General features: G+C 58.3%; 18 protein-coding genes. 9 read left to right on the top strand and 9 right to left on the bottom strand.

The window, feature by feature from the left end:
- The first annotated feature begins 5 nt into the window (after nucleotides 1–5).
- Nucleotides 6–947: an XdhC family protein gene (locus tag BN3796_RS09680; protein ID WP_061708141.1), complete on the top strand. Its 942-nt coding sequence runs from the start codon at nucleotides 6–8 to the stop codon at nucleotides 945–947.
- Nucleotides 944–1,513, top strand: a complete 570-nt coding sequence (locus tag BN3796_RS09675) for a nucleotidyltransferase family protein (RefSeq protein WP_061708140.1) — start codon at nucleotides 944–946, stop codon at nucleotides 1,511–1,513. Before BN3796_RS09680 ends, BN3796_RS09675 begins: the two co-directional genes overlap by 4 nt.
- Here the strand turns inward: BN3796_RS09675 and BN3796_RS09670 are convergent.
- The gene (locus BN3796_RS09670; RefSeq protein WP_061708139.1) at nucleotides 1,495–2,430 is read right to left on the bottom strand and encodes a LysR family transcriptional regulator; all 936 of its coding nucleotides are present in this window, start codon (nucleotides 2,428–2,430) and stop codon (nucleotides 1,495–1,497) included. The two genes, BN3796_RS09675 and BN3796_RS09670, sit on opposite strands and share 19 nt — an antisense overlap.
- A gap of 99 nt (nucleotides 2,431–2,529) precedes the next feature.
- Between BN3796_RS09670 and BN3796_RS09665 the strand changes: the two genes are divergently transcribed.
- On the top strand, nucleotides 2,530–2,964 hold the full coding sequence (locus BN3796_RS09665; RefSeq protein ID WP_061708138.1) for a DMT family transporter: 435 nt from the start codon (nucleotides 2,530–2,532) through the stop codon (nucleotides 2,962–2,964).
- 3 nt (nucleotides 2,965–2,967) lie between these two features.
- A complete protein-coding gene (locus BN3796_RS09660; protein WP_061708137.1) occupies nucleotides 2,968–3,417 on the top strand; it encodes a DMT family transporter in 450 nt (149 codons plus the stop codon).
- An 84-nt stretch (nucleotides 3,418–3,501) separates the two neighbouring features.
- Here BN3796_RS09660 and dsbG read toward each other — a convergent pair whose 3' ends face one another.
- The 8 genes from dsbG to opgC all read right to left on the bottom strand — a co-directional run bounded on the left by dsbG (nucleotide 3,502) and on the right by opgC (nucleotide 10,969).
- Nucleotides 3,502–4,257: a thiol:disulfide interchange protein DsbG gene (dsbG, locus tag BN3796_RS09655; protein ID WP_061708136.1), complete on the bottom strand. Its 756-nt coding sequence runs from the start codon at nucleotides 4,255–4,257 to the stop codon at nucleotides 3,502–3,504.
- Nucleotides 4,254–6,275: a protein-disulfide reductase DsbD family protein gene (locus BN3796_RS09650; RefSeq protein ID WP_061708135.1), complete on the bottom strand. Its 2,022-nt coding sequence runs from the start codon at nucleotides 6,273–6,275 to the stop codon at nucleotides 4,254–4,256. The genes dsbG and BN3796_RS09650 overlap by 4 nt, the downstream gene beginning before the upstream one ends.
- 46 nt (nucleotides 6,276–6,321) lie before the next feature.
- Nucleotides 6,322–6,657, bottom strand: coding sequence for a copper-binding protein (locus tag BN3796_RS09645; protein ID WP_321572440.1), 336 nt, complete (start codon nucleotides 6,655–6,657; stop codon nucleotides 6,322–6,324).
- A 205-nt stretch (nucleotides 6,658–6,862) separates the two neighbouring features.
- Nucleotides 6,863–7,270, bottom strand: a complete 408-nt coding sequence (locus tag BN3796_RS09640) for an ATP-binding protein (RefSeq protein WP_061708836.1) — start codon at nucleotides 7,268–7,270, stop codon at nucleotides 6,863–6,865.
- Nucleotides 7,271–7,289: 19 nt separating this feature from the next.
- Nucleotides 7,290–7,628, bottom strand: coding sequence for an STAS domain-containing protein (locus BN3796_RS09635; protein WP_061708133.1), 339 nt, complete (start codon nucleotides 7,626–7,628; stop codon nucleotides 7,290–7,292).
- Nucleotides 7,628–8,833, bottom strand: a complete 1,206-nt coding sequence (locus BN3796_RS09630; protein WP_061708132.1) for a PP2C family protein-serine/threonine phosphatase — start codon at nucleotides 8,831–8,833, stop codon at nucleotides 7,628–7,630. The genes BN3796_RS09635 and BN3796_RS09630 overlap by 1 nt, the downstream gene beginning before the upstream one ends.
- Nucleotides 8,834–8,841: 8 nt before the next feature.
- Nucleotides 8,842–9,741, bottom strand: coding sequence for a hypothetical protein (locus BN3796_RS09625; protein WP_061708131.1), 900 nt, complete (start codon nucleotides 9,739–9,741; stop codon nucleotides 8,842–8,844).
- Nucleotides 9,742–9,751: 10 nt separating this feature from the next.
- The gene (gene opgC, locus BN3796_RS09620; protein ID WP_061708130.1) at nucleotides 9,752–10,969 is read right to left on the bottom strand and encodes an OpgC domain-containing protein; all 1,218 of its coding nucleotides are present in this window, start codon (nucleotides 10,967–10,969) and stop codon (nucleotides 9,752–9,754) included.
- A 279-nt stretch (nucleotides 10,970–11,248) separates the two neighbouring features.
- Between opgC and BN3796_RS09615 the strand changes: the two genes are divergently transcribed.
- The 5 genes from BN3796_RS09615 to BN3796_RS09595 are packed head-to-tail and all read left to right on the top strand — an operon-like array spanning nucleotide 11,249 to nucleotide 17,748.
- A complete protein-coding gene (locus tag BN3796_RS09615; protein ID WP_061708129.1) occupies nucleotides 11,249–13,066 on the top strand; it encodes a glycosyltransferase family 2 protein in 1,818 nt (605 codons plus the stop codon).
- Nucleotides 13,063–14,394: a DUF3131 domain-containing protein gene (locus BN3796_RS09610; RefSeq protein ID WP_061708128.1), complete on the top strand. Its 1,332-nt coding sequence runs from the start codon at nucleotides 13,063–13,065 to the stop codon at nucleotides 14,392–14,394. Before BN3796_RS09615 ends, BN3796_RS09610 begins: the two co-directional genes overlap by 4 nt.
- Nucleotides 14,391–15,938, top strand: coding sequence for a DUF3131 domain-containing protein (locus BN3796_RS09605; RefSeq protein WP_061708127.1), 1,548 nt, complete (start codon nucleotides 14,391–14,393; stop codon nucleotides 15,936–15,938). Before BN3796_RS09610 ends, BN3796_RS09605 begins: the two co-directional genes overlap by 4 nt.
- The gene (locus BN3796_RS09600; RefSeq protein ID WP_061708126.1) at nucleotides 15,923–17,317 is read left to right on the top strand and encodes a DUF3131 domain-containing protein; all 1,395 of its coding nucleotides are present in this window, start codon (nucleotides 15,923–15,925) and stop codon (nucleotides 17,315–17,317) included. The genes BN3796_RS09605 and BN3796_RS09600 overlap by 16 nt, the downstream gene beginning before the upstream one ends.
- On the top strand, nucleotides 17,314–17,748 hold the full coding sequence (locus BN3796_RS09595; RefSeq protein WP_061708125.1) for a globin family protein: 435 nt from the start codon (nucleotides 17,314–17,316) through the stop codon (nucleotides 17,746–17,748). Before BN3796_RS09600 ends, BN3796_RS09595 begins: the two co-directional genes overlap by 4 nt.
- Nucleotides 17,749–17,750 lie beyond the last annotated feature (2 nt).

Genomic DNA, 17,750 nt, shown 5'->3' with positions numbered 1-17,750 from the left:
GGGTCATGCAGCCACACGCTACCCTTCCCGGCGAAGGAGCATCGCTTGTTACGCCCGAACGGGCGTTTATCAGCGACGATGCCGGCACGATCCTGCGCTTTGCGCTGGAGGCCCTGACCAGCGGCATGGCAGCCGCGCTGGTAACGCTGGTGGAGATCCGGGGCGGCGCGGCGCGCCCCCTGGGGGCGCAGATGGCGGTGCGCGAGGATGGCCGCTACTGCGGATTCGTCTCCGGCGGCTGCGTGGAGTCGGCCGCCGCCTTTGAAGCGCTGGAGGTGATCGCCTCCGGCCAGGATCGCATGGTGCGCTACGGCAAAGATTCGCCGTGGTTCGACATCGTGCTGCCCTGCGGAGGCGGCATTACGCTGAGCATCCACAAGCTGCGTACCGCCGAACCGCTGCTGGCAGTGCTTAATAGCCTGGCGCAGCGCAAGCCCGCCGGGCTGCGCTACTCCCCCCGGACCCGGACGCTGCAAAGCCTGCCCGCCGCAACGCCGACGCGCTGGCACAAGGAGAGCTTCGAAGTGGGCTATCGCCCCTGCGTGCGGGCCATTATCTATGGCCGCTCGGTGGAGGCGCAGGCGACCGCAGCGCTCGCCCAGGCGACGGGCTATGACGTATATACGTTCGACAGGGCAAGCCCGCGCATCAGTATGCTGACGGATGCGGACACCGCGGTGATCCTCCTCTGGCACGACCTGCATCGCGAGCTGCCCGTCCTGCAGGCGGCGCTGAATGCCCGTCCCTTTTATATCGGCGCGCTGGGCAGCCAGCGCACCCATCTTAAACGGACGGCAGCCCTGGTCGAGCGGGGCTTTAGCGAGGAGGAGATCGGGCGCATCCGCGCGCCGATCGGTCTCTTTCCCAAGGCCCGCGACGCTCACTCTCTGGCGCTCTCCGTGCTGGCGGAGGTCGCGGCTACCCGCAACGGGAGCGGGGAGAGATGATCGCCTCCCCCGTTGTACTGCTGCTCGCCGCCGGGCGCGGCGAGCGCTTTACCGCCTCCGGCGCCACCGTTCATAAGCTGGATGCGCTCTTAAACGGCCAGCCGGTGCTGACCCACACCCTGCGGGCGGTGCAGGCGGCGGGGTTGCCCTGGTATCTGGTGCGGCCCGAAGGCTTTACCCGCGGAATGGGCGAGTCTATTGCGCTGGGGGTCAATGCCACTTCAGATGCTGACGGATGGCTGATCCTGCCCGCCGACCTGCCCCTTATCCAGCCCGCCTCGCTACAGCGCGTGGCGCAGGCGCTGGCGGAAAGGGATGTGGTTGTGCCCTACTGTCAGCAACAGCAGGGGCACCCGGTGGGGTTTAGCCGTCGCTATTTACCGGCGCTGCTGAAGCTAACGGGGGAGAGAGGCGCCAGGGAGATTGTCCGTCAGGCGCGGGCCGAAGGACGGGTGCAGGATCTGCATCTTGATGATGCCGGCATCGTGGAGGATATCGATACCCTCCACGATCTCGACGCGGCGGCGCGTTTTCTGGCCCTGCGCACTTACTCCACCTGCCAGTAGAGCGGCGAGCCAAAGACATCGACAAAATAGTCGATGGCAGCGCGCACGTTCAGCGGGGTCTGGCGCGCGTTGGGGTAGATGGCGGCGATATGTTGTGGCTCCGTATGAATGGCAAACTCCTGTTCCGGCAGCAGCCGCACCAGCGCGCCCGACTTCAGGCTGTCGGCAATCAGCCAGTCGGGAAAGAGAACGATGCCCATCCCGTCCAGCGCCGCGATCCGCAGCGATTCAGCATGGTTCGAGGAGAGAACAGGCGTCACCGGATGCTGGATCCACTCGCCGCTCTCCCCTTTCATCAGCCAGCGGTTAGGGCCGGATGAGCCTTTATAGACCAGACACTGGTGCCGGACGATTTCGCTTGCCTGCCGCGGCACGCCGTGGCGGGCGAGATACTCTGGCGACGCCGCCAGATAGTAGCGCTGCGTACCAATCACCCTGGCGCGCAGGGAGGAGTCGGTTAACGTACCGATGCGAAAAATCAGGTCCGCCGGTGACTTCAGCGGGTCGATAAAGTCATCGGTTTGGGTAAGCTCAATCTGCAGTAGCGGATAACGCTTCAGCAGCCCGCTGAGCCAGGGGGCGATATGGCGCTGTCCGAAGTAGACTGGCGTATTGATTCTGAGCGGCCCGGCCGGCACCGAGGAGCGCTCCTGGAGCGCCGCCCTCGCCCGGCTGAGCTCGTCGGCGATGGCGCGGGCGTAGTCAATAAAGTTTCTTGCCGCCTCGGTGGGGATGATCGCGCGGGTATTGCGATAAAAGAGCGGCTGGCCTGCCGCCTCTTCAAGCTGAAGGATCGCCCGGGAAATCCGCGACGCCGATACCCCTTCCCGCCTCGCCACCTCTGAAAAGCTTTGCGCGTCATACACCGCAATAAAGTAGAGCAGCGTGCGGATATTTATAGTGCTGAGATCGATCATTCCCGCGGTTCCTGCAAAAGTATTTCCTGATTTATACCATTTTTCAGCCAATCCGAATCGTCTATCTTTCCCCGCTCTTAAATAATGGAAAAGAGCGTTATGCATTTATTACTGGTATTGCTTGTGGTGGCAGGCGGGATGGGCTTATCCGTCGAAGCGGGGCTGCTGGGGCCGCTTGGCGGCGAGGTGGGCGATTTATGGGCGACCTTTAGCATCTTTGGCGTCGGCGCCGCCCTGACCTTTTTACTGATGCTCTTCTTTAGCCCCCGCGGCGGCGCCTCCTATTTTTCCCAGCCCGGCTGGCAGCTTCTGGGAGGCGTGCTCGGCCCGGCTTACGTCATTATTCTCACCATCGCCGCCCCGGTGATTGGCGTGGCGATGACCATGATCGGCATTCTGGCAGGGCAGGTCTTTAAAAGCCTGGTGATCGACCACTACGGTCTCTTTGGCACGCCGCATCGTAAAATTGATAAAAAGCGCTTATACGCCCTCGCCTTTATTCTGGTGGCGCTCGCGCTGGTAGCAAAAGGATAAACCATGACTGTTTTGATGATTTTGTTAGCCATTATCGGCGGTTCGCTGCTGAGCGTGCAGGCGGCCATTAACGGGCAGCTGGGGAGTCAGGTGGGGGTGCTGAAAACGGCATTTCTGACCTTCTCGGTCGGGGCGATTATCACCGCGCTGCTGATCTTCTTTTTTGAAACGCCCCACACGGCGACCCTGCTCGACGTACCGAAGTGGCAGCTTATCGGCGCCCTGTTTGGCGTGCCTTATATCCTGATCATGGTACTGGCGGTGCAGCGGATCGGCACGGCAGTCGCCACGGTCGCGGTGATCTTCGGCCAGCTCTCCATGAGCATGTTAATCGACCATTTTGGCTGGCTGCATAATGAGGAGATTGCCTTTAACCCCACGCGCGCCGCCGCGGTGATCTGCTTAGGCATCGCGCTGGCATTTATCTATTCAAGCCAGCGCAGCAAGGCGTAATTTCGCAGCTGACATCTGGCGGGCCCTGTCCGCGCCCTTTCAGGGACGCGGACAGGGGAAGCGTCAGATTAATGACGAAGAGATCTATTTACAGGCAACCAAATCGGCCATTTGCTTCGCGTCAGGCAAGCCGATGATTTGTTGCAGGGTACGCGCCTTATTCAGGTAATAGATGGCGGGCGTACCGCTCGCCCCTAATTGCTCCATCAGCTGCTGGTTATGCTGTATCTCCTTAAACACCGCAGGCGGGGTGTTACCTTTCAGCGCCGGTTTATTTTTTCCGTTGCTGCTCTCAAGGTCATGCCAGACTTTAGCCGGATCCTTCGCGGAGAGAATGGCCGCCGCATATTGCGCGCTATCCGGGCGGATCACGCCCACCAGCAAGGTTTTGGTGCTGATGCTTTTATCTTTGATAAAAGGCTGCGCCTGGTGCCAGAACTTATTGCAGTAAGGACAGAAGGGATCGGCAAACACGACCACCTGGCACTTCGCCTCCCCGCTCCCTTCGGCGATTCCCTGCGCCGCGCTGAGTTGCTTCCACATCTCGCGCCCGGCGGGGATATAGATCTCTTCGTTGATGATCTTCTCACTCAGGTTATTTCCCTGGGCGGCATACATATAGCCTGAGATAACATGTTTTTTATCCGGGGTGAGATAAAGCGTTACCCCCATGTCCTGATATTTACCCAGCCACCCTTCCACACCGCCCGGGGCACTGAACGGTTTGATAATTTCAATGCCCTGCTTCTGGATTTGTTTAACAGGTTCGGGTAAGTCAGCGGTCTGCGCCTGAGCGGCGGCGCTCGTCAATACCATTAACAGGGACAGGATCTTTTTCATTGTTTTTCCTCAGTAATATCAGGTGACGTGACCATATTAGCCTTCGTCAGCGTGGTCAGCAGGGCCTCTTTGCTCAGCAGGGAGGGCAGAACATGCCCTTGTGGCAGGGAGGGGCCAAAAATTGCGTTAAAAGGAATGCCGCTGGCGCCGTAGCGGCTCAGGAATTGCTCAATTTCAGCAGAGGGCTGGCTCCAGTTTCCCTGCAACAGCACGACGTCGTCGCGGTTTAAGGCCGCAACCACCTCCGGGCGATGAAGTACCAGCACCTCATTCACCCGGCAGTTCAGACACCAGTCGGCGGTGATATCCACCAGTACGCGTTTTCTGGCGGCCAGCGCCTCACTGAGCGCCGCTTCACTGAGCGGCTGCCAGTTCAGGGGAGAGTTGTCCCTGCCCTGAGGGTGGGGAGCCAGAAACGCATACAGCCCTGCGCCAAACAGCACGCCAAACACCAGGCTGCGCAGATTCTCCTTGTGCTTCGGCATGGCCTGAGCGCAGCGGAAAAGGAAAAACGCCACCATCAGGCCGCCGACGATGAGCACATAGCGCGCGCCCCACGCTTTTATCAGCAGCGACATTAACCAGATACAGGAACCCAGCATAAGGAGCACCAGCACCAGGCGTAGTTTCCCCATCCAGGGACCGGGCTTAGGCAGCCAACGCGCCACGCCGGGAACAAGGCTAATCGCCAGCCAGGGAAGGCTCATCCCTACACCCAGCATAAAAAAGATAAGCCACAGCTGATACCCGGGCGCCGCCAGCGCGTACGTTACGGCAGTGCCGAGGAAGGGCGCCGTGCAGGGCGTGGCGAGCAGGGTCGCAAACGCGCCTTCAAGAAAGCTGCCGCCAGCGCCGCTTCCACCCGTCGTAGCCAGCCGTGTGGAGAGGCCGGAAGGCAGGCGAATCTCCATCAGGCCCGCCAGGCTAAAACAAAATATCCACGTCACCAGAACCATGGCGGCAATAAACCAGGGGTTCTGGAACTGAAAGCCCCAGCCAATCCAGGCGCCGGACAACCGCAGGCCGGTCACGATGACCGCCAGCACCAGAAACGAGAAGATGATCCCGGCCGCCGTTGCCAGAAAACGAAGCCGCGTCTGGCGGCGGCTGCTCTCTGCCAGCGTCATCAGCGAAGCGAGTTTTATCCCGAGGACAGGCAGAACACAGGGCATCAGATTAAGAATAAGACCGCCCGCTAACGCGACGGCCACTATCTGCCATAGCGTCGTGGACGGGCTGATATCAACCGTCAGCTGCTGACTCTGCGCCCCGTTACTGACCAGCAAAGAGAGGGGCTGCAGGCGGGAGGCCGCCAGCGGATCGCCCTGCTCATCGCTGACGCGAAAGCGCGCCGTGAGGGTGTTGCCCTGGATCGCTATCTGCGGCGGCGACAGGGATGCCCCCGGCGGGTTGTCAGGAAAGAGATCGGGCCGGGACCAGCCTTCCGGCGAGGCGAGTTGAACGGTCAGAGTCTCTGCCTGAGCGGTGACGGCGTTGATCGCTATCGTGCCGCTTTCCGGGGGAACAGCGCCCATCGCCCGCTTCCAGGCGTCGGCAAAGTGCGCCGACGGCCCGGATGACAGGCTGATATCCAGCGGGAAGGTATTGACCACGCAAAGATTGCTGCACAGGGAAAGCGTCAGTTTCCCGCGCAGTCGCCGCAGCTCACCGGTGGTGACTTCCAGCGGAAATATGACGCGTCGATCGTAGCCTACCGAGCTGAAGCCAGCGGATTCAAACCGGACGGGCCGGGGCCAGTGCCACTGCGTTTTTGCCTGCGGCTCCCAGGCGATCGCAGGCCGAAAGCCGCCGTCGCCGGGGCTTCGCCAGTAGGTTTTCCACCCTTCGGCAGGGATCACTTCCAGCAGCAGACGCACTTTCCCCTCTGCGGGCGCATCATGATACACATGAACCTGAGCATGGGACTGGTCAGGTTTCATCGGCCAGCCCGGTACCGCAGCGGAGGCGGCGGACAGGCTGAATAACAGGAACCACAGGCTCCTGAAAAAAGTTTTCATCTATTTTCTCCGTGAAAAATTAACTGAACAGGGGCTTCATGGTCAGTCATTCACGGAAAACGCAGTTTTTGAGGTGTATTCGAAGTAAGGGAGGACGAAAAAGGATGGTCGGTCTCGGCAGAACGCTGATTTTTATCAGCGCGGCTAACAGCAGCACCAGCAGACCGGGTAAAAGCAGAATGGCGTCAAAATGGAGGGGTTGCGCGGCAAGGAGCGAGTGGGCGCTAAGCTCACAGGGCGAGAGCGCGGACGACGCGCCTTCCTGAACACTCTTTTCAGCGGTCACGGAGAGCGCAGCGGCCCTGACCTGCATGTTATGCAGGATACTGGCCCGCTGAGTCAGACAGATCAGCATGACAAAACAGGCAACCACCAGAAGCACGATGGCTTTCAGCTGCCTGTTTTTATGTTGAGTCGAACCCGTCTGGATAGTCATGGGCAATGAGAATAATGAGCGACTCGCCTGCGGGCAAGCAGCAATTTGTAAAGGAAGCGTTAACATAACGCGTCACCCCCACGCTCTTCTCCCCTTCACGCCGGAGCGCGTTGCCAGGCGGTTAAGGTTCTGGCGGGGTAGAATGAGAGAATCAGGCAGACATCCATTTTTCAAGGGTGGTGATATTACGCCCCGAGGCGTTTTCCACGTTAAAGGTGTCCACGCATAACAAAATCAGCTTTAGCCCTCTGCCGCTCTCCGCCAGAGGATCGGCGTCGAAGAACGTGTACTCCCGCGCCGCAGCGAGGCGCTCAGCGGGGAAGATATCGCCATCATCCGTAAAGCGCAGCGTCACGGTCGTGGCAGTGCAGGTAAATTCTACGGAGAAGCAGCGACGCCGATCCTCATGCAGCGCATAGCGAATAATATTGGTTGCCGTCTCACAGACGGCAAGGTCGAGAGCAAAGCGCCACTCATCTCCGACAGAGAGCGGAGCCATCTTCTCTGCAAGCCACTCCGCCAGCGGCGAGAGCGACGCTAATGCGGCCGGAAAGGCGATTTCGTTAGCCACGGACGCCTCACCGCTCTGACTGCGCGAGCGCCGAAGCGCGATCCGGACAGATACGAAAAATACGATCCATACGGGTCAGGCTGAACATGTTGCTGATCCCCTGGTTCAGCGCGCAGAGCGTCATCTCTCCTTTGCCGTTCATCATTTTCAGAAGGGAAACCAGCGCGCCCAGACCGCTACTGTCGATAAAATCGATTTTACTGAAATCAACAATCACCGCTTTCCGCTCTTCCCCGATCTCGCGGGTGATGGCGTCCTTAAACGCTGCCGCCACCGACGCATCCAGCCGACGCACGGAGGGGGTCAGGATAATGACGTTCGCCTGTCGTTCACTGTTAATATTCATCATTTTTCTCCTGTACGCTCAATCACTAAGAGGGAAACATCATCGGCCATAGCCTGTTGTTCCCCCTGCTCCCCACTGCGCCAGCGAATAAGATGCTGAGCAAACTGTGGCAAAAGAATATCTACCGCAAGCCTGGCGCCATCCTGCAGCCAGCGCTGCAGTCGCGCCTGACCAAACTGTTCGCCGTCGGGGTTTTCACACTCGGTTATGCCGTCGCTAAACAGGCAGAGCCGCTCTCCTGAGGCCAGCGAGAACTCCACATCCGTCCAGGCGAGGTCGGGCATCAGCCCCACCGGCGCCCCGCCGGCGCCCACCGTTCTGACCTCTCCCGCAGGCGTGACGATAAAGGGGGTGGGATGCCCGGCCTGGCACAACTTCCCTTCCCCCGTCGCGAGGTCGATGACGCCATAGATCATCGTGAAATAGCTGACGATCTCTGCTTCATCGCTGCAAAAACGCCCGTTAAGGATCCGTACGACCTCCGCAGGCGAGGCCACCTCGTTGTCGCCGGTAAACAGGAAACGCTCCACCGCCCTGCCGTGCAAAAACTGGCGCGCCACGGCCAGGGACATCATCGCCGCGCCTACGCCATGGCCGGAAACATCGACGCAGTAAAACCCCAGATGGTTATCCAGCGGGAAAACGTTAAACACATCGCCTGAAACCCAGGACGACGGCAGGAAGATCCAGTCGGAAAAGTAGTCCTGGTAGCGCAGCTGGTGAGAAGGCAGAACGGATAACTGAATACGTGCCGCCACTTCCAGATCCTGTTCAATCTGACGCAGAGCCTCGCTAAGACGGGCGTTACGTGCGGAAAGGGTAGCCTGCAGAGAGAGGATCCGCGTTCCCGCATGCAGACGCGCCCGTAACTCGCTCTGCTCGACGGGTTTGCTGAGAAAATCATCCGCGCCGGCATCAAACCCCAGCGTCAGATCGCCCGGATCTTCGCGGGCGGTAAGCAATATTAAATAGATATAGTGATCAAACTGACGGCTGCGGATCTCCCGGCAGAGCGTCAGGCCATCCATTTCCGGCATCTCCCAGTCGCTGATCACCATGCTTACCGGATGATTTTCGAGGATCGCCAGCGCCGCGATACCGTTCTCCGCCTCGCTGACGTGATAGCCCCACTGCGCCAGCATGCGGCTCAGCAGTCGGCGATAAATCTGCGAATCTTCAACAATCAGTACGTGCTGTGTCGACATCGCGCCTCCTAAAGCGGTAAGAACCAGATAAGGCTGATCGTTCCCTCACGAAACTTCGCGTTACCGCTCTGGTGACCGGGATAACGGGTACCGGAATAGTTCGCATACTGAATGGAGAAGGAGCCTGGCGTATAGCCCGCGTAGCCGAAACTGTAGCTATAATCGCCGTTCCAGGGCTGCTGCTGGCTGCTGTCCGGGAACCAGAACGCCGTGGCGCGCACGAAGAAGTGTTGTTTAAAGGTATAACCACACCCGCTCAGCAACACGTTTTTATTTTTGCGGATATCGTTGCTCTCCAGGTCGTAATAGCGCGGCCCCCAGCTGTAACCCACCTGGCAGATAATGGAGTCGCCTTTGTTGATAAGCAGCTTGTTCTCTATGGGCTTTGGCAACGAAAACTTGTAGGCCAGCGTCACGGCGCCCTGTTCAAAATAGGTGTTCCGACGGTTGCCAGAGGTCCAGAAACGGTTATCACCATAATTGCTGTAAACCAGGCTGACGGTATTGGCATGCCAGTCATCGTAGCCAAAGCTGTAGCGAAAATCGGCCGTATAGCGGCTGGTGTCGGTGACCGGCAGACGGGAGGTTACGTTAACAAACCAATAACTGTAGGGAGAATATTGCAGGCTAAGGTTAAGGGTCTGGTTATATTTTTTTTTCTGTTCGGCGCTGTCCGAGCTGTCAGGAATGGTTATCCACTGCTCTTTCAGACCGGAGCTAAAGCTGAGCGCGCCGGAAAATACATCCTCATTACCCGAGAAAAGACGGCCCCAGCGGCTGGTAAACACCCCCACCTGCACCGGCTCGCCATTCTCATCACGTAACGGCTCGGCTGCTTCTTTCGGCGCCGCCTCTGCGCCTGCGGCAATACACAGCAGCGCGCAGGCAAGTAAATATCTCTCCCGCATGATCCCTTCCTTAGTTAGGTATCCAGCGTGCGGCGACGTTATATTTCGCCAGTAACCACAGCACGCCCAGCGCTACGGCATGAATAACCGTGTTCACGATCCACGCCTGGTGCCGCAGATCGAAGGTGACAAACTGGCTGACTGCGAGCACAACATAGACATGCAAAATAAAGGTGTAGAGCGAACGCTGGCCGAGCGGAATGAGGAACCAGCCCGCCAGGCGATAGAGGGGCTGCCAGCACCAGGTCAACAGCAGATAGACCGCGACCATCAGGGAAATATCGTTCAGCACCCGTATCGGCCCCAGGCCGTTTTTTGCCGCCCAGGTATGGTAAAAGGCGTTAAATTCCGCGGGCGGGATAACGTGCATCAGCAGCGCGGGTGGCATAAAGGGGTTGGTGTGATTCTGGGCAACAAACCCGAGGAGTAGCGCGACTATTACCAGCGCTACTATCGCCACTTTACCGGCAGGGGTACGGGCGAAAGAGAGGAGCTCCTCTTTGTACCAGCCGCTGCTCATCCCCAGCACAAAAATAAATTGCCAGGCCAGCAGCGGGAAGGCAAATTCAAACTGGGAGGGCGTAACACGCACCGGCCAGCGCTGCCAGCAGCAGTAAACCAGCAGCGAGAACCCCAGCAGCCAGTACACTTTCCCCTTGTGTAACATCCCCAAAAATAGGGGGCTTAACAGCAGCAGAAAAATATAGAGACCGAGGATTTGCGTCTGGTGAGGACCTATCTGCAGGTAGAGAATAATATTAAACCAGGTCTCTTTAATTTGTGGCGTCACCGGATAGAGGGACCAGGATGTGCCTGAGAAGCGATCGGTAAAATGCGTAACCTCAAAGAGGTTAATAAACGGAAGATAGCCCAGTAACAGAAAGGAAAGAATGATGATGATATTAACGCGATAAATCTTCCACGCCCTGAGATAAAGCCCCCAGGAAATAGTGAGCAAGACAGCTTTTTGCAGTCTGGCACGATTTAACATTCCCAGCATAAATCCGGAGAGAATAACAAACCCTTCAGCACCGGTTGTCAGGCCAAAACGCTCCCATGTGAATATATTAAATATCGACATCACTTCCGTATGCGCCACCACCATCATGACCAACGCAATGCCGCGCATGAAATCGATGCGTAAGTCGCGATTACCCGGAAGAGAATAACGCCATGCTATTGTTTTTCCGCCATCTTTTGGTAAAAGCGCAGGCGCAATCTGGCTCATAGGGAGTCTTGTTCTCCATGCTAAAAAAGCATTTTGTATTTTATTTAGATAGCGTAAGGCGTTGCATCTGGCAATTTTTAAAGCGCTGCCGATCACATTTAAGCGGAATTAATGTTTATTTAAGCGCGCCTGAATCTTTACCCGTTCTGGAATTATTTTTCTTACCTTCTACAATTAGTTTACTTTTTTGTTTTTGCAGGCGGTATTTACCGTTGCGAACTCTCTGTCCGTAACGGGTCTGTTATTAATTGTCATCGTGGAATCAGGATATCCTTCCCTATGGATTTTTATTTTTCCCGTTTTGAACATCGCCAGCCGCCTGAACCGCTTAAAACACCGCGCTGGGTAATGATGACCTGGCAGGTATTAGCGGTTGCGGCGCTGATTCTGGGCGCCAATTATATTTACTGGCGCTGGACAGCCTCCTTAAATACCGACGCGCTGTGGTACGCCGTACCGCTGGTGCTGGCGGAAACCCTTGCCTGGATCGGTACGGCGTTGTTCACGATTAACTTGTGGAAAGAGGAAGATCCGCCACAAAACCCGCCGCCGTCGGAGATCAACGACTGCCTGAGGCCCGAAGATGCGGAAGAGTCGAGGCCCATTAAGGTCGATCTCTTTATCGCCACCTACTCAGAAGATGTGGAGCTGGTCAGGCTGTCTATCCGCGACGCCATGAAAATGGACTATCCCGTCCCGCTGAATTACAAAGTTCATGTGCTTGATGACGGGCGGCGCCCGGAGATGAAAGCTGTCTGCGATGAGGAAGGCGCCGGTTACATCTCCCGCCAGACGAATATCGGTTTCAAGGCGGGTAATTTGCGTAACGGACTTGAGCAAACCGACGGCGATTTCCTGATTATCTGCGATGCCGATACCCGGGTTTTTCCCACCCTGCTCCGCCACACGCTGGGCTACTTTCGCGACCCGGATGTAGCCTGGGTTCAGACGCCGCAGTGGTTTTTCGATCTGCCGGAGGGCGAGGATCTGGCGCGCTGGCTCGGGCGTAAGGCGGGCAAACCGGGATACGGCCTGGGCTGGCTCGCGCAAAAACTGATCGGGCCGGTGACCATCGGACGCGATCCCTTCTTCAACGATCCGCGCATGTTCTATGACGTTATTTTACGCCGCCGCAACTGGGCCAACGCCGCCTTCTGCTGCGGCGCCGCCTCCGTGCACCGGCGCGAGGCGGTGATGCAGGCGGCGCTGCGCAGCTATGTCTGGACCGTCGAAGAAGAGATTAACCGCCATACGGAGGATATTCGCGATCCCGTCATGCGCCAGGCCCTGCAGGACGCCATGCGCCCGCACGTAGCGTTCGATACCGAGCTGACCCCGTATAAGTTTCACGTTTCAGAGGATATCTACACCTCCGTCCTGCTGCACGGCGACGCCGCCCGCCGCTGGCGCTCCGTGATGCATCCGCGCATTGAGTCTAAAATGCTCTCTCCGCAGGATATGCTGACCTGGATGATCCAGCGCTTTAAATACGCCGCAGGTTCGCTGGACATCTTGTTCCACGATAATATTTTCAGCCGCCGCCGCTTTAAGCTCTCTCTGCCGCAAACGCTGATGTACGCCACTACCTTCTGGTCCTATCTGGCCTGCGTGTGGAACACCATTTTTCTGGTGTCGCCCATTATTTATCTCTTCACCGGTATTCCCCCCGTCTCCGCCTGGTCTGAGCCTTTTTATCTGCATTTTTTGCCCTTTTTTATTGTGTCGGAGCTGGCCTTTATGTTCGGCACATGGGGGATATCGGCCTGGGACGGCAGGGCCTCCTATCTCTCCTTCTTCTCCATGAACCTGCGTGCGCTTGATACCGTGCTGCGCGGGGAGCAGATCAAATTTCACGTCACCCCTAAAGAGCGGCAGACGGGCCGTTTTCTCTACCTGGTGAAGCCGCAGATCGCGATCGTCGTGCTCACCCTCGCCGGGCTGATCTGGGGCGGTATACAGGTCGCCCGTGGACAGGTTGACGATCCTTCCGGCTACGTCATCAATATCTTCTGGGGGGCGGTCAATATTGCCGCCATGCTGCCCTTGATCCTCGCCGCCATCTGGACGCCGACAGAAGAAGAGGGAGCGAGCCAATGAGAAAACGCGACGCGCTTTTATCAGCCCGCAGCTATCTCACCATCCTGCTCGGCTTCCTGCTCGGGTTTGCTATTGTCGTCTGGGTTGAAAAGCAGATGCCCACGCGCGTAGAGAGCAGCGGGGGGATGGCGCTAAGTAAGGATTTCCCTCCCCTGCCCGCCTCGCGTGAACTCACTTTCGACGAGGCCATCTGGGCGCGGGTGGCCTGGCAATATTATGTGAATAACACGCAGCCGAATGGGCTGGCCAACGCGCATGACGGCGAGCCCTGGCTCAGCCTGTGGAGCACCGGGAGCTACCTTTTCGCCGTCGCGGCGGCCAGGCAGCTTAACATTCTCACCAGCGCCGAATTTGATGAGCGCATCACGACCGCTCTCTTTACGCTGGGCCAGCTTCCGCTCAATCCTCAGGGGCTGCCCGCGGCTTATTACCATGCTGATACGCTGCAAATGTTGGGTAAACCAGACTCGTCAGCGATAGGCATCGGCCGTCTGCTCAATGCCCTGCAGACGCTGCTCTGGCGCTATCCTCAGCATGCTCCGGCCATCCGCGATCTCTTTAATCAGTGGAAGGTTGGCGCCCTCATTGTCAATAACACCGCAGCCCAGGCCGCGGCACCTCTTCACCACTGGGCGCTGGCTGCCGATGAGCCAAGAAACAGCTTCGGCTATCGCCTGTATGCCAGCCATACGCTTCGGCTGATCGACAGCGCAGCGGGGCTGGCGGTAACCAATCCGCCGAAAGGGCAACAGATGATCGATATCGACGGGATTATGGTGCCGGATGAAGGACTACGCACCCCGTGGGGACGACAGCCGTCGCTTATCAGTCTCCCCTACCTGTTAACCGGCCTCGAAATGGGCTTTGACGCGCAGAGCGCGGAAATCACCTGGCGCATTATGCAGATCCAGCAGCGTCGCCACAGCCTGCGGGTGCGCAAACCGCCGATCAGCACGGACTATGCCGAGCCCGCGCCGGACTACGTTAACGATCTGCCCGACCGCCAGCCGCTGCAGAACAGCGCCCTGCTCGACGCCACGCCGGAGCAAACGGCGATCACCTCCACCCGAACCGCCTTTGCCTGGTATGCCCTGTTCCGCAACAGCTGGAGCGAAGCGCTGCGCCAGCAGGTGCAGAAGCTGCAAATTCCCGGAAAAGGCTGGCAGCGCGGGCTAAATCTTAACAGCAGCGTCAATGAGATCGTTGACGCCGACACTAATGCGATTGTGCTCGAAAGCCTGGCCTACATCGCCCACGGCCAGATGCTTTGTCTGGCCTGTCTTAGCCCCACTACTTCCCCTACTTCTTCAGCAGGAGCGACGCCATGAAGCTGAAATCTTCACTTTTTTTACCCTTGCTGGCCGGATTCATGGCGTTCTGGCTCTCTCTCAGCACGGCACTGGCCGCCCCTGGATTACCTGCTTCGGACTATGAGCCACGCACCGGCGAATTGACGCCGCGGGAAATGAATATCGCTAAAAATGCCTGGCAATATTTTGTGGCCAACTACCAGCCCACCACGGGGTTAGTGAACGCGGTTAACAAATATCCCTCCACCACCATGTGGGACAGCGCCTCCTACATGGCGGCCATGACGGCCGCGCGGGAGCTGGGAATTATCGACAAGGCGGAGTTCGATCGCCGGATGCTGAAACTGCTCGCCACCCTCAACAAGCTGGAATTGTTCCGCAATGAGATGCCCAACAAGGTCTATAACACCATCAACGGGCAGAAGGTGAACTACCAGAACAAACCCGGCGAGATTGGCTTTTCGGCGCTGGATATCGGCAGGATGCTGATCTGGATGAAGGTGATCAAGGAGCGCTACCCGGAATACAGCAACAGCGTCGATAACATCGTCCTGGGATGGAACTTCAGCAACATTATCAACCCCTGCGGAATGATGTACGGCGCCTATCTGGAAAATGGTCAGCCAAAGTATGTACAGGAAGGGCGACTGGGCTATGAGGAGTATGGCGCGGCGGGCTTCGAGCTGTGGGGATTTGGTACCTGTCAGTCCAGCAAGCCCCAGCCTTATGAACTGGCGGAAATTTACTGCGTGATGGTGCCCTACGACTCCCGCGATCCACGGCTCACCAACCAGCATAACTACGTCGTGACCGAATCCTACGTGCTGTATGGCCTGGAGTTTGGTTTTGATAAACCCTCCGATCGCGATCGCAGCCCGCGCGATTACTCCCATCCGTGGATGAAAAACTTCGCCGATCGAGTCTATCAGGCGCAGGAAAACCGTTATGCCATCACCGGTATTTTATCCGCCCGCTCCGAGCACCAGCTCGATAAGTCTCCCTACTTTGTCTATGACACCGTCTTTAGCGACGGCTTTAACTGGAACACTATCACCGATAAAGGCCAGTACGTGCCTAATACCGCCGCCGTCTCGCTGAAAGCGGCGCTGGGCATGTGGGTTCTGTGGGATTCGCCCTACACTGACCGGCTGCTGGACGCCATCGAAAACGCCAACGAAGCGGACAAAGGCTACTATGAAGGGCTGTATGAAAATGGCGACGGCCCCATCAAGGAATTTACCGCCAATAATAACGGCATCATGCTTGAAGCGCTGCTCTTCAAAAAAGAGGGCAAATTGCTGCGCTTCAACAGCGATAACCCTAAAAACCGCGATTTCGCCCCCTCCCTGTGGGATAAAAAGCTGGTCGATCTCTTCGAGCCGAATAACACCCCGCGCAACCGTCCTTTCCTGAACAACACTCCGGCCGTGAAGAACTGGTGTGAACAGACCGGAACCACGCTGCGTACCAAACCCGCCTGCCAGGCCTGTCAGTGCGCCTCGTGTAACGCGGACGAGCCCGTCAAACTGCCGCCGGTGACCGCGCAATGCTTAAAACCGTAGCCCGCTGGCTGGCCGTCGCTATTATCGCTCTCCTTATCGCCTTCGCGCTCTTTAGCCGCGAAGGCGCGGGGTGGCGCTGGCTGACGAAAGGCGGCTGGCATACCACTGCGCGCATCGACCGTCTGACCCCGCAGGAGCAGGCGTGGGCACGCATCGCCTGGCGCTATTTCCAGAATAACACCCAGCCGCAGACCGGCCTGGTCAACGGCAGCGACAGGCAGTCGCGCGTCACGCTGTGGCAAATGGGCGATACCCTTATCGCCCTGCTCGCTGCCCGGGAGCTGGGGCTGGTGCAGGAGGCGGAATTTGACGCCCGGCTGACGCGTCTGCTTGGCACCCTCAATCGCCTGACGCTGACCCAAACCCGCACGCCCGGCAGGCTCTACTCCAGCCGCACGGCGACGCCCATCGATTTTACCGGCAAACCGGCGCAAAGCGGCTGGTCGGCAAAAGATATGGCGCGCCTGATGCTGGCCCTGCGGCTCACCGCCGAACGCGCGCCGCAGTATCGCGAGTATCTGGATAAGATCATCCTGCGCTGGAACTTTTGCCCGGTGATGGATAAAGAGGGGGAGCTGTGGTCGGCCTCGATGCAGAATGGCCAGCCGGTGGTGCGCGATGAGCTGCGGCTGGGCGAAAGCGAATATGCCGCCAGCGCGTTCCGCCTGTGGGGATTTCCTGCCGGAAAGGCGTTCTCCCCGCCGTCACGCAACGTCATCCTCTATCAGCGCAGCCTCCCCGTTGACGCCCGCGACCCGCGAACCACCTGGCAACCTTCGCTGCTGACCACCCTGCCCGCCATGCTGCCGGGACTGGAGTTCGGCTGGCAGCCACCCGGCGTGCCTGCTGAAGTGCAAAAAACGCTACGCACCCGCGCGGAAGGGGTCTGGCTCAGCCAGAAAACACGCTGGGAACAGGACAAAGTACTCACCGCGCGCGCCGATTTTTATCTCTCCCAGGCTCCCTGGCACGTGGAGGATACCGTATGGGGAAATGGCTACGCCTGGAATACGCTGGGCGACGACGGCCGATACTATCCCCGGCTGGCACAGGTCTCCACCAAAGCGGTTTTCGCACTCTGGACGCTGTGGGAGAGCGACTTTACCGATGCGCTGATGGAGGTCACCCGGCATCTTAACAATCCGCAGCAGGGATGGTTTGAGGGGCGCGTCGAAGCGACCGGCGATACCAATACGACGGTGACGCTCTCCACCAACGCCATGGTGCTGGAAGCGTTGCTGTACAAGCACAACGCCGGGCCGCTCTTTGAAAACGGTCTTGTGGATGAGAACAGTTATTTTGCGCGCCGGACAGCGGACGCATTTAACCCGCCCGGCCTGTGTCTGCCAGGCGAACGGGCCGTGAGGGCCACACCATGAAATTTTACCGCGATATTTTTGAGGCGAGCCTGAACCGGGTCTTGCCTGAGAACGACAAAAAGCGCTTCTTTCAGGCCTTCTATACCACCTTTATCCATATCTCTCCCGAGACGGAACAACACTTCTCCCGCCACGCGGGGGAAGAAAGCCGGCAGCTTATTTATAAATGTTTTTTCGCCATGCTCGCCGTTGACGGCGTGCTCTTTGTGCCGGATTTCCTTGAGCGTACGGCGCGGGAGCAGAGCGATGAAGGGCTGCGCCTGCCGCCGCGATTATTCGCCCTCTGGCGGGAGTCGATGCTCAGAACCGTACGCGCGTGCGATCCACTCTGCGATGAGGAGGTCCTCACCGCCTGGGCCATGGCAATTGCGCCCGGCCTGGAGTACCTGCGCCGACAGGCGGAACTCCACTACCGGGCGGGAGGAGAGTAGCC

The sequence above is a fragment of the Pseudenterobacter timonensis genome, from assembly GCF_900021175.1.
Classification (GTDB): Bacteria; Pseudomonadota; Gammaproteobacteria; order Enterobacterales; family Enterobacteriaceae; genus Enterobacter; species Enterobacter timonensis.
This window is presented reverse-complemented; position numbering and strand designations above follow the sequence as displayed.